This window comes from Belliella pelovolcani (assembly GCF_900156785.1).
GTDB classification, from domain to species: Bacteria; Bacteroidota; Bacteroidia; order Cytophagales; family Cyclobacteriaceae; genus Belliella; species Belliella pelovolcani.
This window is the reverse complement of sequence record NZ_FTOP01000004.1, coordinates 1-19,575: the sequence shown is the minus strand read 5'-3', so window position 1 is coordinate 19,575 and position 19,575 is coordinate 1. Positions and strand designations below refer to the sequence as shown.

The window sequence follows — 19,575 nt, the reverse complement described above, 5'->3', positions numbered from 1 at the left end:
ATAATGAATATGAAAAAGAATTATCCTATAGAGAAAAGCGAAGAAGAATGGAAAGCTGAACTTGACGAGATCAGCTATCATGTTCTTAGAGAAAAAGGTACAGAAAGACCAAATACTGGTCAGTATTACCTTAACAGAGAGACAGGGATCTATGAATGTAAAGGCTGTGGCAATCCTATTTTTCACTCAGATGCAAAATACGACTCAGGATGTGGTTGGCCAGCATTCACTGAACCCGTATCAGCAGATGCCATAGAAGTAAAGATGGACTATTCTCATTTTATGATCAGGGAAGAGATTCTTTGTGCCAATTGCGGAGGTCATCTCGGTCACCGCTTCCCCGATGGCCCAAAAGACAGGGGTGGAATACGATACTGTATCAATTCCGTATCAATGGATTTCAAAAAAGAGAAATAGTCCCTAAATCAATTCGTAATCATTATGCTCCCGCTGCTTGATTTGCCTTTTATGGTATGAGCACTTCCGTTATCTATCTCTAACTTCTTAGTAGACTTCTCCTCTCCCACTGTCACTGAACCACTATTTGCAGACAAATCATAATTGAATGCTTTCAGGTCTGAATTTGTCTGAATCTTGATACTACCAGAGTTAGATTGAAGTTTGGTAAACTCACTTAATCCTGATTGATTGGCTGTGATTCCGCCAGAACTGACCGAAAGGTCACCTAAATACTTTACCTGCTCCAATTTGATCGATCCAGAGTTAACTTTGGCATGGACAACTCCATCTACATCCTCAGCTCTAAAACTTCCAGATGATGCTTTACCAATGATGTCACCTTTAACTTCTTGCAATCGGATACTTCCTGAGTTGACTTGAGCATCGACATTACCCACTAGGCCATCAGCCCTTATACTGCCAGAGGACGCTTTCAAATTTATTTGTTGCACTTCTAATGCCAATGCTTTGATTGACCCAGAATTGACATTTAAGTCAATTTTGTCATGCTTGACATACTTGACATCTAGAGCACCCGAACTATTACGGAGGTTCAATCTAATATCTTCTGGCCCAGTAAGGCTGATAAATCCTGAATTAGTTCCTCCAAAGTTGAAGAAATTGACACCAGAAGTTTCTCCTGTCACTTCCACAATCAATTTGGAGCCTGATTTCCGATATTTGATATCCAAACCACTACTTTCTGGAACTTCTAAATAACCATTAAGGAAGACCTCTTTTGTACTATTATTTCCTTCATAAGAAACTTCCAAAAATCGCCCGTTGACTTCTATTTCCTTGATATCTTCAAATCTCTCTTCATAAGATCTGACTATAGAAGGCTCCTTTGCTTCGCAGGAAAAAAGCAAAATTGCCAACCCAAAGATTGGCAAAATTTGTTTGATATTAAGAGTTTCCATTTCCGTTACCATTTTGTGCGTTTGGAAAATTACCATTTGACATCATTGCAAGAGTTTCGTGAGCTATTTTCATATTGTACTCATAAGCCAAACTCTTATAATTGATCAAATCGACGATCGTACCAATAAAGCATAAACCAGCAGTCAATAAGTATAGAATTCCAAGTCCGATTTGTCCGATAATAAATCTATGTAATCCAGCAAATCCAAAGAAACCAAGGAGACATAGAATTAAGATCATTTGATTATCTTTTCTTCTTGCTCTATATACTTGTGCAAAAAGACTTGCTTGCTCGTCATCCATATTTTTGAGTATACCTTGGATATAACCCAGTTCCATTCCTTCTAATTCAGGTAGGTGTTTCAATACATTAGCCATAGTGTTTTGTAGTTTTGAGGTTTTTGATTAGTTCATAAATGCGAAAGAGAATCACAGCGAATGCAAACATAGCCAGCGGATGCATAGACCATGACTCCTGAAAATCTCCTTTGGTCAATAAGCTCATCGCTCTTCCCAACCCACAGCCTGGACACCAAGTAAATCCTAGGTTATCCAATGGGCACAGACTGAAATGCTGAGGACCATAAGGATCAATTCTCAAAATGCCGATCAATGCACCAATCCAAAAGATCAGCTCTAGCGGTAACTTTCGAAAATATGTGAATGCCTTTTTCATTTGGTCGGAAAAGTACGAAAAGAATGCCAAGAGATAAAAAATGCCTTAAATAGCTAATTTAACAGTTTTTAAGATTAGCCAATCACAATATCGGACAAAAAGTGTACGCTTATGAACGATTTAGATCGGGAATGGACAGCTTAACTGTCCTCCCTAGATTTGCTTGAGTTTGGGCTAGAAATTGAGATCTCATCTGGGAGTAAGTAGGTCTTCTTCCTGATTGCTTAAGAAAGCTTAACTCCAACATCACTCCATAAAAGGACTTAGGAATAGCAACCTGCTCACTAATTGCTAATGCATCTGAAGCTTCTTTTCCTATAAAATATGATATCAAGGTCTCTGACAATTTAGAAATATTTTGATCTGGAATTGACTCTTGATAAAACTGTATCAGCGATTTGATTAAAGTTTGACCAGCTTCTGAGGATTTCAAATGTCTCTTTCTGATCAATTTTTCTAACTCAAAAGCCTCCTTAGAAGTACTTGGCCAGTAGTCAATGTTGATTCCTAAGTAGTGCCCAACAATCTCCCAATAATGTAAAACTGCCTCTAAGGTTTCTTTACCAGGGAACTTATTGATTTTTTCTAAGCCCCTGATGACCATTAAGCTAAATGCTAAATTAGTACCGATCATGTCTTCTTGATTGATCGGGATACCCCAGGATAGGTTCCAGTCATTTGCATGCAACTTTACAAAACACCTGCTAAAAGCATGAATCAGCCTCACCTTAGCAATTGTCAGTAAAGCGTCTTGATGAATGTGAAAATTGCCAGGCTTGAATAAATCCATCACAAATAAGGTGGTCTCAGCCAATCTCATTCCAATATCTTCTGTGATTCTCCTCGACCTCACCAATACTTGCGCTCCGTCCGCAAAAGCATAGCAATAGGGTAATGAATAAAAGCCGAGTATACTTAAATAGAAATTACCTTCCTTCGCAAAAAAATCATGTACCTTGATAACTTGCTTCTGATCTATCCAGTCTATCGGAACAAGGAAAAACTCAAAATACCTCTTTAAGGGTTTTGGGAAACCATCAAATTCATCATCACTTGGAAAAGTCTCCCAAGCATTAATCATAGTAGACAATTTTGGGTTCTCTAGTAGCGAGACAACAGCAGCGTCTGCAAGTTCGTCACCATCGAATCTAAGCTTACTAAGATTTTCTGCTGTATATAGTTTGATTTTCTCCACATCTTTCTAACCTTCGTTTTGTAATTTAGTTTCTGAAAAAACAACGAATATGTACAAACAATCATTTTCCACTTTCCTGCTCGTTTTTATTTGCTTTCAGCTAGGATTTGCTCAAAGTAGTACAGACTTGATCGCTATAGATGTGAAGAAATCAGGGAAGAATATTACTCTAGGCCAAATCACCAAAATCACCGATAGAGATGGCTATGATAATCAACCTAGTTTCATCAATGATAAACAGCTTGCCTTTTCATCTGCGGATCAAGCAGGGAACTTTGATATAATCATCTATAATTTTGAGACTGGAAAATTCACCAACCTTACAAAAACGAAAGATCAAAATGAATATTCTCCCCGATTGACAGATTGTGGGCTATATGTTTCAGCTGTCACTGTGGAAGAAAATGGAAAGCAAAGATTATGGCTATACCCGACCAATTTTGGAGAACCTGAATTACTCTATGATGATATCGAACCCGTAGGTTATTATGATTGGTATGATAATAAGGCCGCGATGTTTGTACTTGGAAGACCCAATTCCTTGGTATACCCCTATAGCAAAGAAGAAAAGTTGACTATTAGTCAAAATATAGGACGTACAGTGCGCCGACAACCCAAAACAAGTATCATTAGCTTCATTGACAAAAACACAGTTTTTGAGAGAGACCAAGAGAAATCCTTCGCAATCAAAGGATTTGATATCAAGAAAAGAGAGTCGGTGGATTTGGGTCAAACAATGGGTAGCATCGAAGATTTCATTTGGTTGGACAAAAATTACTTAATGAGTTCTGATGGTAAAAATCTATATGCAAGGAAATATAACGAAAATCAGTGGACTAAACTAGGTGAAGTATCTTTAGAAGGATACGGCAAAATAAGCAGGTTAGCTTATTCAAAGAAGCTTGGTAAGATGATCGTAGTGATGGATAGAGTCAATGATTAGTGAATGAAATTATTGGATGATTAAGTTATTCTTGCATTGGGTTTTTAATTTGACGATTTGATTGTAATTTACTTTCTGGAATTTTGACATAAGTAAAGCAGGAGGTCAAGAATAGTAAAAGACACAAGGTCAATACATTTTTTAAGTGAAGGACATACATAGCTCTATTGGTCTGAATCATAGAAATTTACGGATATTTCCCCACATAATTATGCATAGAATTAAAAAAATCCAGCCAATAAATTGACTGGATTTTTTTAATTTAAAAGCCTAGATATTTTAATTCTTTTTTTCGGGTCTAAAGTACCTGATTGGAGCTTTTGGCTCAGGTTTGAGCTCTATAGATTCGGTCTCCATCAGCTTCAAAGCTTCTTGAACAGCTCTTTCTAGTTGCGGATCGCGACCTTCGATTACATCCTTTGGGGTTTGCTCTATTTTGATGTCTGGGGCTACACCGACTGCTTCAACTGCCCATTCTCCATCTACATCAAAGAAACCACCTCTAGGAGCAACCATACGACCACCATCGATAAATGATGGCGTATCCCAAGTCCCGACAAGACCACCCCAAGTCTGGGTTCCGATCAGAGGCCCGATTTCCATTTTACTGAATAGATAAGGTAACAAATCACCTCCTGACCCAGCTCTTTCGTTGATCAACATGACCTTAGGTCCCCAAATACCCGCCATTGGTGTAGTAAATGGTTTTCTGTCATTTGCTCGGCTATTGAAATAGCCATGAAGCTGTCTGGCCATGATATCAACCATGTAGTCAGCAGCAGAGCCCCCACCATTGTTTCTTTCATCTATCACTGCACCTTTTTTATCCTGCTGTGCAAAGTAATATCTGTTGAAAGAGGTGTAGCCTGGTTGACCTGTATTTGGAACATAGACATAAGCCAATTGCCCATTGGACAGCTCGTCTACCTTTCTTCTATTTCCTTCTACCCAATCAATATTTCTAAGTCCACTTTCATTAGCAATGGCTACTACGGTGATTGATCGAGCACCCGCTACATCTGGCTTATCATTCACTTTTAGCTTTACCTGTTTATTGGCCATTCCCTCAAAATAGCTATAGAAATTGACTTGCGAGTCAACTGCTACACCATTTACTTCAAGAATATAGTCTCCCTCAGAAATTTTCAATCCAGGATGTGCTAATGGAGCTGTTAAATTAGGATTCCAATTTTCACCATTATAAATCTTTTTGATCCTTACTTTTCCTTGATGAACTTCATAATCAGCTCCGAGCAGACCAATAGACACACTTTTTACCGAAGGAAAGTCACCTCCTGAGGTGTAGCTATGGCCGACTGCAACCTCACCACCAAGGATATCAATCACATAATTCATATCAGAACGGTGTCTGACATGGTCCACCCATGGTTTGTACCATTCGTAGATTTCATCCCAAGGAGCACCATGCACATTGTCTACATAGAGAAAATCTCTCTGATATCTCCAACCTTCACGATAGATTTGCTCCCATTCTTCTTTTGGGTTGATCTTTACCTGTAAAGACGAGATGGCTTTCAATGCCCCATCTCCTGGTTTTTTTCCATTGCCATTGGTATCTACAATCCCCCAATTCCCATTGGCCTGATATAGCATGGACTTCCTATCCAAGGACACCACTGCATTACTCACCCCTGTCATGAATACATCAGACTTCTTATCTTTGAAGTTGTATTTATGCAAGGTTAGACCTCTTTGATTAGGGATGCTTTCCATGTAGAAAACAGTTTGCTCAGGCCCCATCACCAAGGCTGGATAATCCCTAATTGGAATATCTACGGCAACAATTCTATCCCAAAGTCCCTCCTCATCTATGACCACTGCTTTGGTTCCGTTTTTTTTCTCATCAGTTTTAGCTTCAGACTTTGGTTTCTCTTCATCACTCTCTGGTAGAAATGGTGTGACGCCATTTTTACTTAAGACAGTCACATACAAGCCTCTTGTCGTAGGCCTATCGTAAGAACTCATATCTAACCAGCCAGTATTCAATCCAAAATTGGTACTGGCCAAATAGTATAGATACTCGCCATTAGCATCCCAAATAGGAGAAATTGCATCTGCCATCCCATCTGTAACTTGAATTTTCTTGCCAGTTTCTATATTATAGACAAAAATTGCCTTGAATTGACTATCAAGTAATCTTGCATAAGCCACCCATTTGCTATCAGGAGACCATACTGGATTCAAAGACCTATTTGGATGTGCAAATCTATCTGTATCCGCAATCTTAGCAACCCCACTTGCTACATTGACAAACCAAAGATTGTAATCTGTATCAGTATAGGCTATGAATTTGCCATCTGGGGACCATTCTGGTTTGAAATAAAAGGTCTTGGTTGGTAGTTCGATTTTCTTTGGCTGGGTCAAACCTTCTTGATCTCCAATCATCAAATGATATTCTCCTGATTCATCAGAAAACCAAGCGATCTGCTGACCATCTGGTGACCAAACTGGTGAGCGTTCTGCTATTCGAGAACTTTGAGTTAGATTTCTTGCATCTCCTTTGTCTTTTGGTACAGTGATGATTTCACCTCTATACTCAAATAATGCACGCTGACCAGATGGCGAAATTGCGGGATTACTTAATCTAGAGCCTGAGACAGACTCCCATCGCTCTCTCGCCCAGTGGAAATCTCCTCTGACATTGACTTCCAACTGTTTTGTTTGACCATTGGCCGGTGTGAGGATATGCAAATATCCACCTTGTTCGTAAACCACCTCCGATCCATTAGAGTCTAGGTTTTTGATATCGAAATCTGTATGAAAAGTTTCCTGCTTTAGATCTTTTGACTCTGGGTCATAAGACCAGATGTTATTGGCATAGTCTAGTTCAGACAAGAAAAAAACTTTACTACCATGCCAAACAGGCATAGTATGTCTTTCATTATCTGTCTGTGGAGTCATTTGTAAAGAATAGTCATCCATATTAACTATCCAGATTGGCTTAGCTTGACCACCACGATAATTTCTCCATTCAGGATCCCAAAATGCGATTTGCTGATACGCAATATGCTTGGCATCAGCAGAAAGTCTGCCATTGACAGCTCTTGGTATAGGCAGCTCTTTTTCCATGCCCCCTTCCAAAGGTATGGTATAGAATTTTGATTCCTTGGTAGGTACATTGGCTCTTGATGAATTGAATAGCACTTCTTTACCATCTGGAGTCCAACCTGCTGCAATATCAGGCCCTGGATGCCAAGTCAATCTCCTAGGCTCTCCTCCCTCTACTGGAATCACATATACGTCGGTATTGCCGTCATATTGGGCTGTGAAAGCAATGTGTTTCCCATCTGGGGAAAAGTGAGGTCTATTTTCAGCACCTTCATTGCTCGTCAGGCGGATGGCATCGCCACCAGACTTGCTTACCCTCCAAAGGTCATTGGCATAGACAAAGACGATATAATCTTTGCTGATCGTAGGCTCCCTCAGTAACCTAGTTCCTTGAGCCATTGCTAAATCTGATAACAGGATTAGCAATAGCATAGGTATGTATTTTTTGATCATAGTTATTTTGTTTTTAAGTCTATTTTAAAAGTAAGGATATGATTTGGTTCGGAAAAACCTTTGATGGAAAAATGGAATTTGTGAACAAACAAAAAAAATCCTCCAGAAACGAATCACGCTTCTGGAGGACCAATCAATTTTATAATCTTAAGTCTTAAATCTATTTCCTAGCTATCGCTTTCTTAGCAGCTTTTACAATATTCTCAGCATTTAAGCCGTATTTTTCTAATAATTCAGTCGGCGTACCTGACTCGCCAAAGCTATCATTGACACCGATGTATTCCAATGGAGCTGGATTATTTCTGATCAATGTCTGAGCGATGCTGTCACCTAGGCCACCATTTAGCTGATGCTCTTCTGCGGATACAGCACAACCCGTTTTCTTAACTGAGGCTATGATTGCTTCTTCATCAAGCGGCTTGATCGTATGAATATTGATTACTTCAGCAGAGATACCTTCCTCTCTAAGCATGGCTTCAGCTACTACAGCCTCCCATACCAAATGGCCCGTCGCGAAGATGGTCACGTCTGTTCCTTCGATCATTTTCCAAGCCTTACCTATTTCGAATTTTTGATCTGCAGGAGTGAATATCGGCCATGATGGACGTCCAAATCTCAGGTAAACTGGACCTTCATGCTCAGCAATAGCCATAGTGGCAGCTTTGGTTTGATTGTAATCACATGGATTGATTACAGTCATATGTGGGAGCATTTTCATCATGCCCACATCCTCCAGAATTTGATGTGTAGCACCATCCTCACCCAAAGTCAATCCTGCGTGAGAAGCACATATCTTTACATTTTTGTCAGAATAAGCTACTGATTGCCTGATCTGATCATAGACACGACCAGTGGAGAAGTTAGCAAATGTTCCTGTAAAAGGAATTTTCCCACCTATCGTCATACCTGCTGCCAAACCGATCATATTAGCTTCCGCTATTCCTACTTGGAAAAAACGCTCTGGAAACTCTTTTTGAAAAGCACCCATTTTCAAGGAACCAATCAAATCAGCACAAAGCCCTACCACATTCGGATTTCTTCTTCCAGCCTCAAGCAGACCATCCCCGAAACCTGAACGTGTATCTTTCTTTTCTGTATAAGTATATTTTAAATCTAATGTCTTGTCCATTGTATTCCTCAATTTAATAGTCTCCTAAAGTTTCTTCTAATTGGCCTAATGCATTGGCAAGTTGCTCGTCACTCGGAGCAATTCCATGCCACTTGTGTGTTCCGACCATGAAGTCAACGCCATAGCCCATCTCGGTATGCAATAGATTCAAAACAGGTTTTCCTTTTCCAGTAAGCGATTTTGCTTTTTCCAATCCTGCTAACACTGCTTCCATATTATTACCTTCAACTGTTTCGACGACCTCCCATCCAAATGCTTCCCATTTAGCTTTCAAGTCTTTCAAGTCCATCACATCTTTGGTAGGCCCATCGATCTGCTGCCTATTGAAGTCAATGGTAGCTATGAGGTTGTCAACACCATAGTGGGCGCCATACATGGCCGCTTCCCATACTTGACCCTCTTGCTGCTCACCATCACCCATCAATACATAGACCAACCTATCATCTTGATTGAGTTTCTTGACTTGCGCTGCTCCAATAGCAGCAGATAAGCCCTGACCTAGGGATCCAGAGGCAATTCTAACACCTGGAAGATGTTCTTCCGTAGCTGGGTGACCTTGCAAACGGCTATTGAGCTTTCTGAAAGTCTTCATTTCCTCAACAGAGAAATAGCCACTTCTAGCCAGTACAGAATACCAAACTGGTGAAATATGGCCATTGGATAAGAAAAAGAGATCTTCTCCTACTCCATCCATGTTGAAGCTACTATCATGCTTCATCTGATTGAAGTAAAGTGCAACAAAGAACTCCGTACAGCCTAGAGAGGCGCCGGGATGACCTGACTGCACTGCATGTACCATGCGGAGAATGTCACGTCTAACTTGGCTTGAGATTTTAGTAAGTTGTGCTAAAGGTTGTTTTTCCATTGGATTGGAATATTGTTATTTGAGAATTTGATTTGTGTGTTCCTTTGTTTTCACTTTATCGATAATTTCAGTGATTTTGCCTTGCTCGTCAATGATAAAGGTGGTACGAGCCGTTCCCAAGTACTTTCTTCCATACATGGATTTTTCTACCCATGTACCGTAAGCTTCATGCACAGACTTATCCTCATCTGCAATCAGGGAAAAAGGTAGGTTTTGTTTTTCAATAAATTTTTGATGGGATTTGACTGAGTCAGAGCTCACGCCGAGTACTACATAACCTGCTTTTTGCAAGGCTTCATAATTGTCTCTGAGGTCGCAAGCTTGGGCAGTACATCCAGGTGTGTTGTCTTTTGGATAAAAATAAAGTACTACTTTTTTGCCTTTGAAATCCGAAAGCTTGATCGGGTTTCCATTTTGATCGATAGATTGAAAATCAGGTGCTACATTTCCTACTTCTAGTGACATAGTTTTTCTTTTTGAAAGTTAAAGATTTATTGAATTTTACCAGTCCATGTGGCTTCATTGCCAGCCATGTCCCTTACTCTCAATAAAACCTCTCCCTTGAAAGGTTGTTTATCTAATTTTTCAGACCAGATGACTGCCTGCTTGTGTTCATAGCGCATCAGAACCCATTCCCCATTTACAAAAGCTTCATAATCTCGAATACCTGACTTTTCATCACTGATTCGAAATCTTAATTCTTGAGCATTGATGCGTATGGGGAGGATTTTTGGGGCTGTGTCATCACTATCGATGACAAAAGTACCAAAATTTCTGGTTTTAAACTGAATATCATCGCCCTCCCAAGTACCACCCACAAAACTTTTTCTTCCATTAGACGCAACAGCATAGACATGCGAGCGAGATTTGTTTCCTGTATATTGGGTCTGATGAATTTTAACATCCATATTTTGCTGCAAATAATCACCTGATGGATTGATACTTAGAGATAGATTTCCGACATTCCCTCTTCGGTTTATTCGCAAATAAAGATCATCTAATAATGTATTTTGCTCAAATCCTAAAGAAACAAATCCATCAGTAAAAAATTGCTCCTCCCCAAAAGGAACTTTATGGACAACTTCTGGGTAAATCAATTCTGTACAAAGATCAATGGAGTCTGGTATGGCGTATTCCATGTTCCATAGATAAACTCTCCTACCATTTTCCTCATAAGCTGGTGCTATTTCCATGATTCTATCTCCAGCATATACTTTAGCTAATGTACCTACTTCTGAAAGTTTGGTGTCAATCACCATTACTTCCCTTTGATAATTAATTTTGGTAGGTGCATTATTAGAAGATACTTTAGAAGTGTAATTATCAGGTATTTCACCTGAAATATTTAAAGTTAAAGTTCTGGTATTTTTATAAAAATCTGTGAGCACTACTTGAATATTTTTCCGCTGTCCATCCATAGCGGTAAGCCTTCCTTTGCTTACAGAGTCTACTTCATAGAGGTTCAATGGATTGTTAGGATAAGGATATAGTCTTACAAAGCGATTTTGGTAAGTATGGGTCAGAAAAAATCTTCCATGGTTAAAGTCGATGTGGTCAACATTGATCTTAAATATGGATTGGCCTTCTTCAAATAACTCATAAATTGGCACACCAAAAATATTCCCCACATCATCCTTCCTGTCGATGGCATACACTTCAAGTCCAACATTTCCTGTGATTTTGATATCATTTGGAAGAACATAGTTTCCAGCTTCAAGAATTGGGCTAAATTCCTGTCTTTCAAATTTACCATTTACTCTAGATTCGTAATCCAATGGGCGCAGAGCCACTTTATAAACTGTAGGAGGAATATGATCCACCACTTCCCTTCTGAACCCAAACCTCAAAGGTTCAATAGCTCTATCCAGGCTATCGCGAATCTCAAAATGTAAATGTGGACCTCCTGAACTTCCAGTATTACCTCCATTTCCTATGATTTCCCCTCTTTTTACAAGTAAAGTATTTTTATCAAAATATACCTCAAGTTCATTTTTCTGACTGGCATACATCTCTTGCTTCATTCTATCCATGATCTTGGGAGAAAACTTCTGTAAATGTGCATAGACAGACGACTGTCCGTTATGATGCTTCACATAAAGCACATTTCCATATCCAAATGAAGAAATCTTTGCTCTGTATACATAGCCGTCTGCAATGGACAAAATAGGTTCGCCATCCACTCCACCGATCTTAACATCAATACCACTATGAAAATGATTTGGTCTGATCTCGCTAAAGTTACCTGATAGGAAATTTCTTTGTCCTGGTTTTACAGGAAAAAGATAGTCTTGAGCAGTCAAAGAACTACTTAGGAGAAATAAAAAGAAGAAGCACAATCTATTTAACTTCAAAATCTAGCAATTTTTGATCTTCTATAAATGCCTCTAATCGGTCTCCAATATTTACTTTCCCAACACCAGCTGGGGTACCAGTAAATATCAAATCGCCTTTTTTCAAGGTAAAAAACTGTGAAACGTATTCTATAATTACTCCAAAATCAAATAGCATCATTGAAGTATTTCCCTTTTGACGCTGCTCTCCATTGATCAAGAGGTGAAAGTTGATGTCATTAAAATCTTTGAAAGTAGCAACAGGCAAAAATTCGCCCACAGGTGCTGATCCATTAAATCCTTTGGCTATTTCCCAAGGTAGTCCTTTGGCCTTACATTGATCCTGAAGATCTCTAGCTGTAAAGTCAATGCCAATTCCGATTTCTTCAAAATACCTATGTGCAAATTCCCTTTTAATGTATTTCCCTTCTTTGTTGATCTTCAATATCAGTTCTACTTCATGATGGATATTTTCTGAAAAATCGGGATGAAAGAATGGCATGTTATTTTTTAAAACAGCCGTATCAGGTTTCAGAAAAACTACTGGAGCCGAAGGCCTTTCGTTTTTGAGCTCTTCAATATGCTCTGCATAATTTCTGCCAATTGCAATGATCTTCATGGGTATAGTTTACTTTATGGATTTCTTATTCCCTGAATGAATTCTAAAGATAATCAGAGATTTTTAATATTAAGTGTATTTAATACATTTATTATTTATTCTTTTACCAGAGAATAATGAATTACAACATCGGTCTCAGGTAATTTGGGTAATAGTCAATTGTTCATGGTCAAGGGTCGATAGTAGGCTCTTTAAATGATTTTAGGTGATATATTACCAAGCTTTAGTCATTAAAGCTTTTCATAAAGCTTCACTTTTTCTTCAAATACATTTCAATCAGATGTTCTGCACATCTTTCTCCATCCATAGCAGCCGATACAATTCCTCCTGCATACCCCGCACCTTCAGCACAAGGAAACAATCTTTTCACAGTAGGATGCTCAAAGGTTTCTTTTACTCTTGGGATTCTCACAGGAGAAGAAGTCCTACTTTCTACTCCTATCAATTGAGATTCGTTGGTGTAATAACCTTTCATTTTTTTACCAAAAGCTTGGAATGCATCAGCCAAGCGGTTGGAAATAAAGTCAGGAAGTACCTCGTGCATATCCGTAGATAGCAAACCTGGTTGATAAGAAGTATCCAACAGAGATTTACTAGATTTTCTTTGAACAAAATCTACCATTCTCTGCGCCGGCGCAACTTGGGTCTTACCACCTAGTTCCCAAGCTCTTTGTTCCACTTCAGCTTGGAACATCATCGCTGCCAATGGACCATATTTAGCATATTGAGGCAGATCCTCTAACTCAACAGCTGCCACAATTCCAGAGTTAGCGAATTTGCTATCTCTTCTGCTTGGACTCATGCCATTGACTACCAACTCACCTGGAGCAGTAGCAGCAGGAACAATAAAACCGCCAGGGCACATACAAAAAGAGAAAACACCGCGCTGCTTGCCTTTGTAATATGTCTGCTGCACCAATGCATAGCTAGAAGCTGGAAGGTAAGGGCCTCTATCAACCTCACAATGATATTGAATTTGGTCAATCAGGTTTTGGCTGTGTTCTATCCTTACACCAAGCGCAAAAGGTTTGGCTTCTATCAGTATCTTTTTAGCATGTAAAAGGTGAAAAATATCTCTAGCTGAATGACCTGTAGCTAGAATAACACCCAGTCCTTTGATTTGCTCTCCATCCTGCGTTGTTACACCAACTATTTCATTGTCCTTCAGGATAAAGTCAACTACTTTGGTATTGAAAAGGACTTCCCCTCCTGCTTGAATGATAGATTCTCGGAGTTCGGTGACGATTTTAGGAAGCTTATTGGTACCAATATGCGGATGTGCATCAACCAAAATTTCCTCAGTAGCTCCGTGAGCAACAAAAATCTCCATGATTCTCCTGATATCACCTCTTTTTTTGGACCGAGTATAGAGCTTGCCATCTGAATAGGTTCCAGCACCTCCTTCTCCGAAGCAATAATTTGACTCAGGATTGACAATATGGTCTTTGTTGATTGCAGCAAGATCTCTTCTTCTTGCCCTGACATCCTTGCCTCTTTCTAGCAAGATAGGCTTGACACCCATTTCAATCGCTCGCAATGCTGCAAATATTCCTGCGGGCCCAGCGCCCACTATGACGATTTGATCAGCATTCGAGACATTTTGGTAAGCTTTGGGTGAAGACAAAAGCGGGGTCATAGGTTCATCTATAAATGCCTCTGCTGTGACATTCACTTTTACTTGTCTTCCGCGTGCATCTATTGATCGCTTTACTTGCCTTGCTGTAAATTGATGCAGCTCAGCTTTGATCCCGAGTCTTTTGGAAACTACCTCCTGAAAGATTTGCTCGTCATAAGCTTCCTGAGGGCTAAGTTGTAAATTAAGTTCTTTTTTCATGTAAGGTATTTATCCTTAAAGGTGCAGGTATAAGTTATTGGTTATTAGGGATTAGTTATTGAGATATTGGGTTATTGGGGATTAGTTATTGAGTTATTAAGTTATTGGTTAATAGTTATTAGGAATTAGATATCAATTTTAAGAAATAAGGGTTCTTATCTATTTCACTTGTTGAAGTGAAGGAGTTTTGACTTGTTAGGTATATGAATTCAACTCCTTCGGAGTTGTTTGGATATTACTGTTTAATTATTAACCTCCGTATTTCATGCGGGGGAATTTAAGGTTTAACCCCTATGGGGTTACTAATTTCTGTTAAAATGCACCTTTCCCCTTTCCCTTCGCTCCCTTTGCACCTCTGCCGTTTTTAGCGCGCCCCCTTTCCCCTTTAACCTTTTCCCTCTAATCCCCTCCCTCTTCTCCAAAGATTTCTTTTACGACCCAACCTTTGCCCCATTCTTCTTTTTCTTGGTCGGTCCAAAGTTCGGGATAGAAGATTACTTTTTGAAATCGAGGGGGTAAATACTTTTGCCAATTGGTTCCTCCTGTCGCTGCAATGTCAACTGGATCTCTTTGTAAATATCTCACAGCAGATTTATAGTGTGCCAAAGGCCAAAACACATTGGCTTTCAGGTCTAGAGTCTGCATCAAATTTTTCAACTCTTCATCTTTATCTTTACAGCTAAGATACTTCGCCCAGATATTTTTTGACTTGTAGTTTTCAATCAAGTCTTTCAACTCTTTCCCATATTTGGCTTCGAATGTTTTGAGCGTCAAGGTCTTCTCTCCAGTGGCCAGTTCAATAGCTCCTTGTTGCCAATACAAGTTATAAAACAACTCCTGAATATTAGCTTCCTCTGCTACAACACCTCTTTTATCAATATGAAGTAAATTTTTCGTATCTGCAGATAGGATTTCTATGATCCTGTATTGGCCACTTTGAAAACCTGATGATGGCAGTAATGACATCCTAAATTTCAAGAATTGCTCCTTTTCCATCCCCTTCCACATCACTGCAAAAGATGAAATCAAATGGTCAAAATACATGATCACTCGCTCGAGTCTTTGTTTAAAAAAAGCAGCTGAAATCTCTTCCTGCTCTGCAATTTGCTCTAGCTCCCAGATGATCAATTTGAAATATAATTCTGTGATTTGATGGTAAATGATAAAAATCTTTTCATCCTTAAATGAAGTCTTGGGTTGTTGCAAAGAAAGTAAGACATCCAAATTGATATAATCCCAATAAGTCAAATAATCTGAGTAAAGTAATCCTTCTAAATAAGAAGACAAATCCTGGCCAGATGCTTTAAATTTTTCTTGAAGTAGCTCTATTTTCTCTAAAATGTCTTTTTGGCTTGATGCTGGGTTCATGTGCTAAAATTTTATCGAATAAGGTAGTTTTTTAACCTGCTTCTTATTTATTTCAAGGCAGGAATTGATCTTCATAGTGCCACAAAATTCCACTTTAATTGGCAATAAACCAAAACAGATATGAATCCAAATCAAACGAGTACCAAATCCAGCAAACAGGATATGTTTGAAGGTGTTGACTTTTATGGAGTAGATGACCTGCTTTCTGAGGAGCATTTGCTCATTCGTACATCTATCAGAGATTTTGTTAAAAAAGAAATAAGCCCTTTTATCGAAGATTGGACACAAAATGCACATTTCCCTTACGAAATAGTGAAAAAATTTGGCGATGTAGGAGCTTTTGGTCCACAGATTCCCTCCGAGTATGGAGGAGGTGGATTGGATTACATTGCTTATGGCTTGATCATGCAAGAGATCGAAAGAGGTGATTCTGGCATGCGAAGCACAGCCTCTGTTCAGGGTTCTTTGGTGATGTACCCTATCTATAAATTTGGCTCAGAAGCGCAAAAACAAAAATACCTACCAAAATTAGCCTCTGGTGAAATGTTGGGTTGCTTTGGGCTAACAGAACCTGACCATGGTTCAAATCCAAGTGGGATGACTACCAACTTCAAGGATATGGGAGATCATTATCTATTGAATGGTGCCAAGATGTGGATCTCTAACTCTCCCAAAGCTGATATTGCAATCGTTTGGGCAAAAAATGAAGAAGGAAGAATTCACGGATTGATCGTAGAAAGAGGTATGGAGGGTTTCTCAACCCCTGAGACACACAACAAATGGTCCCTTAGGGCATCTTGTACCGGCGAACTGGTATTTGACAATGTGAAAGTTCCAAAGGAAAATCTGCTTTCTGGTAAATCTGGCCTGGGTGCACCGATGATGTGTTTAGATTCTGCTAGATATGGCATCGCATGGGGAGCCGTGGGTGCAGCAATGGATTGTTATGATTCAGCTAGAAGATATGCTCTGGAAAGGATACAGTTTGATAAACCAATAGGTTCTTTTCAATTGGTACAAAAAAAATTAGCCGAAATGCTTTCTGAAATCACCAAAGCACAATTACTTAACTGGAAATTGGGAAAAATGATGAATGAAGGAAAGGCAACAACTGCCCAAATTTCATTGGCTAAGCGCAACAATGTGGCCATGGCTTTGGACATCGCTCGAGAAGCAAGGCAAATTCATGGTGGCATGGGTATTACTGGAGAGTATCCAATGATGCGTCATATGATGAACTTGGAGTCTGTTGTTACTTATGAAGGCACGCATGATATTCATTTACTGATTCTAGGACATGCGATTACGGGGATAGCGGCTTTTAAGTAGGAGACAACTTAAGATAAAAGACGTTAGACAAAAGACGTAAGATTTAAGACAGAGTCTTTGCAAATAATAAAAAGAATCTTAATAAGAAGAATCTTATTTACCTTTGAGGTTTTTGAAACCTCAAAGGTCTTTTTTTGGGTATTAATCTTTGAATTCTAGCGATTCCTCTTAGAAACTTTGAGGTTAAAAAAGACCTCAAAGGCTAGAAGGTACATGACCATTGATGTTTTTTTAGATAAAAAAAGGGGGCTTGCGCCCCCTCTTTCTCTTTTATATATTTTTGGATTATAAATCTCTTACCAATCTACCAGAGAGTACTCTGTTGCCGATTTGAACCACTACATGATACAATCCTGAACTATAGCCCTGAAGATCTAGGTATTTGACGAAGGTTTCTGAATGGACACTCTGTTCTTCATGAATCACTCTGCCAGAGGCGTCAAATACTTTGATACCTACTACAGATTCTTCAGAAAGTTGAATCAGGATATTGGTTTCAGTTTTCGCTGGGTTAGGATAGATCAAGATGGAGTTACTATCAACCTCTCTTGAAAGTGTAATTTCTCTTGAGATTTCATTACCCATTCTATCCATACTAAATAGCGTGAATGTCATTCCATTTGGCACCAATCCCGAACCATTCCAAATCAATTGATCTCCCAGGATAGTCAACATGTCAGTTCCTTCCAGTCTGTAAGTATGAACATCATCAGCTGGATCTATGGTACCTAGGGTACCTATCACCTCTCCCAGTTTGGCCAATGGAGAAATACTTTCCTTACTGATGGTAATCGATTCAGGAAGCGCCTTATCCATCACAATCACAGGCACATACACCGGATCCATCATGGCAAAGGTAGCTTGATTGTAGTATTCACCTACTACCTCGTAATAACCAGGCTGAATTGCGTTGTAATCATCAATCTTCCATGTGATCTCAGAGATTTCACCAGATGCTGTCCATTCTGCAGACAATTCATTCAAGATATTCATAATCTCATCGATCGGCGTATTCCAAGGAACCTCAATCAATTCACTGATTGTGACTTTCTTGCCTTTACCTTTTGCAGGAGGTGTATGGATTACAATATTTCCACCACCAATTTCTGTTTCAGGTATAGCTGTCAAGTTAGTATTTGTGACATTATTGTCATAAACGACATTTCCACTGCTATCAGTCACTCTGATTCTGATTTTGTCAGTTGTGAATGAATCAGACAATGCTTCATCAAGGATGGAAACAAAGATCGAGAATCCATCTACATTGTTCACTCTACCTTTACCAGTGAATGTAGCCAAATGACCTGAAACTGTCAGAGACATATTATCCATGGAAATGGACTTGAAGTTGAAGTTTCCCACTTGGAAGTTGAATTCAAGGTTTCCATCAACTTCATTCTGATTCTTACCAGATTTGTACTTGGCATTGAATCCATAATTTGCCCTTCCTTCTTTGCTTGGATCTGCTTTCAATGCTCCAGCAGGAGAGTTGATCCAACCACCACCGGTAACGAATCCACCAGAAGGATCGAAGACTGTCAGGATCACATCAGAAACTGCGCAGTCATCTCCAACAGAAGCTTTCAAGTTGAATAGTCCCGCATCATTCATAGTCGCAAATGTTGGTTTACTTGCTTTTCCATCAGTACCTGTCAGAGCAGTGCCTTGGGAAGTTTCATTGATAAAGAACTCTACCAATACACCCGCTACTCCTACTCCATCAGCAGTAACAGTTGCTTTCAAAGTTCCATTAGTTCCTACCTGTATTGGAGCAGAACTTTCGATTGCATCAATATGAACTGGCTTCACCGTCAATGTTCCATTAACAAATGTAATGTCATAGTTTGAAGAAGTGAGACCAGAAGGAGTGATGAGATAAGATCCCGCACAAGATGATCTATCGGCATCGGTTTCAAATTCCAATTCACCATCTAAATTTTCTTCATCTTCATCATTTACAAAGCCTGAGTAGGTTACTGAGAAGGTAGGGTTTTCTTGTCCAGTGAATTTCTCGAAACTATCTGCTGTGATTGTTAATGGGGCTTTACCAATCTCGAAGTCCTCACTATCGCTGCTTGGAAGATAGTTGTCATCTCCTTCGTAGTCGTAGCTAGCTGTCGCAGTTCCTGCATTGATATTGTTGGAGTAAATCGCATCAGGTGTCAGATTCAATCCATCCGGTCCTGTTACACTTACTGTTGCTGGCTCAATCGCTGAACCTGTATATGTGAACGGTCCGCCGTTGATAGTTACTACTGTGGTCGTAGATGCTTTACCAATCTCGAAGTCCTCACTATCGCTGCTTGGAAGATAGTTGTCATCTCCTTCGTAGTCGTAGCTAGCTGTCGCAGTTCCTGCATTGATATTGTTGGAGTAAATCGCATC

At 39.4% G+C, this 19,575-nt stretch carries 16 protein-coding genes; 3 read left to right on the top strand and 13 right to left on the bottom strand.

The features are described from left to right. Positions 1–9: 9 nt before the first annotated feature. Entirely contained in the window at positions 10–417 is a 408-nt protein-coding gene (gene msrB, locus BW935_RS06075) for a peptide-methionine (R)-S-oxide reductase MsrB (protein ID WP_076499917.1), read from the top strand. A gap of 8 nt (positions 418–425) precedes the next feature. Here msrB and BW935_RS06070 read toward each other — a convergent pair whose 3' ends face one another. The 4 genes from BW935_RS06070 to BW935_RS06055 all read right to left on the bottom strand — a co-directional run bounded on the left by BW935_RS06070 (position 426) and on the right by BW935_RS06055 (position 3,251). Continuing rightward, entirely contained in the window at positions 426–1,379 is a 954-nt protein-coding gene (locus BW935_RS06070) for a DUF4097 family beta strand repeat-containing protein (RefSeq protein WP_076499513.1), read from the bottom strand. Then, a complete protein-coding gene (locus BW935_RS06065) occupies positions 1,366–1,758 on the bottom strand; it encodes a TM2 domain-containing protein (RefSeq protein ID WP_076499500.1) in 393 nt (130 codons plus the stop codon). The genes BW935_RS06070 and BW935_RS06065 overlap by 14 nt, the downstream gene beginning before the upstream one ends. Then, entirely contained in the window at positions 1,751–2,056 is a 306-nt protein-coding gene (locus BW935_RS06060) for a DUF2752 domain-containing protein (RefSeq protein WP_076499498.1), read from the bottom strand. Before BW935_RS06060 ends, BW935_RS06065 begins: the two co-directional genes overlap by 8 nt. A gap of 109 nt (positions 2,057–2,165) precedes the next feature. Beyond that, the gene (locus BW935_RS06055) at positions 2,166–3,251 is read right to left on the bottom strand and encodes an oxygenase MpaB family protein (protein WP_076499496.1); all 1,086 of its coding nucleotides are present in this window, start codon (positions 3,249–3,251) and stop codon (positions 2,166–2,168) included. Between the two features lie 49 nt (positions 3,252–3,300). On the opposite strand from BW935_RS06055, the gene BW935_RS06050 reads away from it, so the two are divergent. Further along, positions 3,301–4,194 carry a TolB family protein gene (locus BW935_RS06050; protein ID WP_076499494.1) on the top strand — a complete coding sequence of 298 codons (894 nt, stop codon included), beginning with the start codon at positions 3,301–3,303 and terminating at the stop codon, positions 4,192–4,194. A gap of 279 nt (positions 4,195–4,473) precedes the next feature. Here the strand turns inward: BW935_RS06050 and BW935_RS06045 are convergent, their stop codons facing one another. The 8 genes from BW935_RS06045 to BW935_RS06010 all read right to left on the bottom strand — a co-directional run bounded on the left by BW935_RS06045 (position 4,474) and on the right by BW935_RS06010 (position 15,861). After that, entirely contained in the window at positions 4,474–7,716 is a 3,243-nt protein-coding gene (locus tag BW935_RS06045) for a S41 family peptidase (RefSeq protein ID WP_245802651.1), read from the bottom strand. Between the two features lie 160 nt (positions 7,717–7,876). Further along, positions 7,877–8,845, bottom strand: a complete 969-nt coding sequence (locus tag BW935_RS06040; RefSeq protein ID WP_076499493.1) for a transketolase family protein — start codon at positions 8,843–8,845, stop codon at positions 7,877–7,879. Positions 8,846–8,858: 13 nt separating this feature from the next. After that, positions 8,859–9,710, bottom strand: coding sequence for a transketolase (locus BW935_RS06035; RefSeq protein WP_076499491.1), 852 nt, complete (start codon positions 9,708–9,710; stop codon positions 8,859–8,861). 15 nt (positions 9,711–9,725) lie between these two features. After that, the gene (gene bcp, locus BW935_RS06030) at positions 9,726–10,175 is read right to left on the bottom strand and encodes a thioredoxin-dependent thiol peroxidase (RefSeq protein ID WP_076499489.1); all 450 of its coding nucleotides are present in this window, start codon (positions 10,173–10,175) and stop codon (positions 9,726–9,728) included. 26 nt (positions 10,176–10,201) lie between these two features. Beyond that, entirely contained in the window at positions 10,202–12,061 is a 1,860-nt protein-coding gene (locus tag BW935_RS06025) for a M23 family metallopeptidase (protein ID WP_076499487.1), read from the bottom strand. Then, positions 12,048–12,659: a fumarylacetoacetate hydrolase family protein gene (locus BW935_RS06020; RefSeq protein WP_076499486.1), complete on the bottom strand. Its 612-nt coding sequence runs from the start codon at positions 12,657–12,659 to the stop codon at positions 12,048–12,050. Before BW935_RS06020 ends, BW935_RS06025 begins: the two co-directional genes overlap by 14 nt. Before the next feature lie 250 nt (positions 12,660–12,909). Then, a complete protein-coding gene (locus BW935_RS06015; protein ID WP_076499484.1) occupies positions 12,910–14,493 on the bottom strand; it encodes an NAD(P)/FAD-dependent oxidoreductase in 1,584 nt (527 codons plus the stop codon). A gap of 399 nt (positions 14,494–14,892) precedes the next feature. Next, positions 14,893–15,861: a tryptophan 2,3-dioxygenase family protein gene (locus tag BW935_RS06010; RefSeq protein WP_076499483.1), complete on the bottom strand. Its 969-nt coding sequence runs from the start codon at positions 15,859–15,861 to the stop codon at positions 14,893–14,895. Between the two features lie 120 nt (positions 15,862–15,981). Between BW935_RS06010 and BW935_RS06005 the strand changes: the two genes are divergently transcribed. Continuing rightward, positions 15,982–17,190, top strand: a complete 1,209-nt coding sequence (locus BW935_RS06005; RefSeq protein ID WP_076499481.1) for an acyl-CoA dehydrogenase family protein — start codon at positions 15,982–15,984, stop codon at positions 17,188–17,190. Positions 17,191–17,475: 285 nt separating this feature from the next. Here BW935_RS06005 and BW935_RS06000 read toward each other — a convergent pair. Continuing rightward, positions 17,476–19,575 (bottom strand): MBG domain-containing protein (locus BW935_RS06000; protein WP_139325504.1); only part of this gene is annotated, 2,100 nt, incomplete at its 5' end.

Bases quoted from the DNA above. Each gene is read 5' to 3' on its own strand.
- BW935_RS06015 (WP_076499484.1), bottom strand. From the start codon at position 14,493: ATGAAAAAAGAACTTAATTTACAACTTAGCCCTCAGGAAGCTTATGAC.
- bcp (WP_076499489.1), bottom strand. From the start codon at position 10,175: ATGTCACTAGAAGTAGGAAATGTAGCACCTGATTTTCAATCTATCGAT.
- BW935_RS06070 (WP_076499513.1), bottom strand. From the start codon at position 1,379: ATGGAAACTCTTAATATCAAACAAATTTTGCCAATCTTTGGGTTGGCA.
- BW935_RS06020 (WP_076499486.1), bottom strand. From the start codon at position 12,659: ATGAAGATCATTGCAATTGGCAGAAATTATGCAGAGCATATTGAAGAG.
- BW935_RS06005 (WP_076499481.1), top strand. From the start codon at position 15,982: ATGAATCCAAATCAAACGAGTACCAAATCCAGCAAACAGGATATGTTT.
- BW935_RS06060 (WP_076499498.1), bottom strand. From the start codon at position 2,056: ATGAAAAAGGCATTCACATATTTTCGAAAGTTACCGCTAGAGCTGATC.
- BW935_RS06035 (WP_076499491.1), bottom strand. From the start codon at position 9,710: ATGGAAAAACAACCTTTAGCACAACTTACTAAAATCTCAAGCCAAGTT.
- BW935_RS06050 (WP_076499494.1), top strand. From the start codon at position 3,301: ATGTACAAACAATCATTTTCCACTTTCCTGCTCGTTTTTATTTGCTTT.
- BW935_RS06045 (WP_245802651.1), bottom strand. From the start codon at position 7,716: ATGATCAAAAAATACATACCTATGCTATTGCTAATCCTGTTATCAGAT.
- msrB (WP_076499917.1), top strand. From the start codon at position 10: ATGAAAAAGAATTATCCTATAGAGAAAAGCGAAGAAGAATGGAAAGCT.
- BW935_RS06065 (WP_076499500.1), bottom strand. From the start codon at position 1,758: ATGGCTAATGTATTGAAACACCTACCTGAATTAGAAGGAATGGAACTG.
- BW935_RS06010 (WP_076499483.1), bottom strand. From the start codon at position 15,861: ATGAACCCAGCATCAAGCCAAAAAGACATTTTAGAGAAAATAGAGCTA.
- BW935_RS06040 (WP_076499493.1), bottom strand. From the start codon at position 8,845: ATGGACAAGACATTAGATTTAAAATATACTTATACAGAAAAGAAAGAT.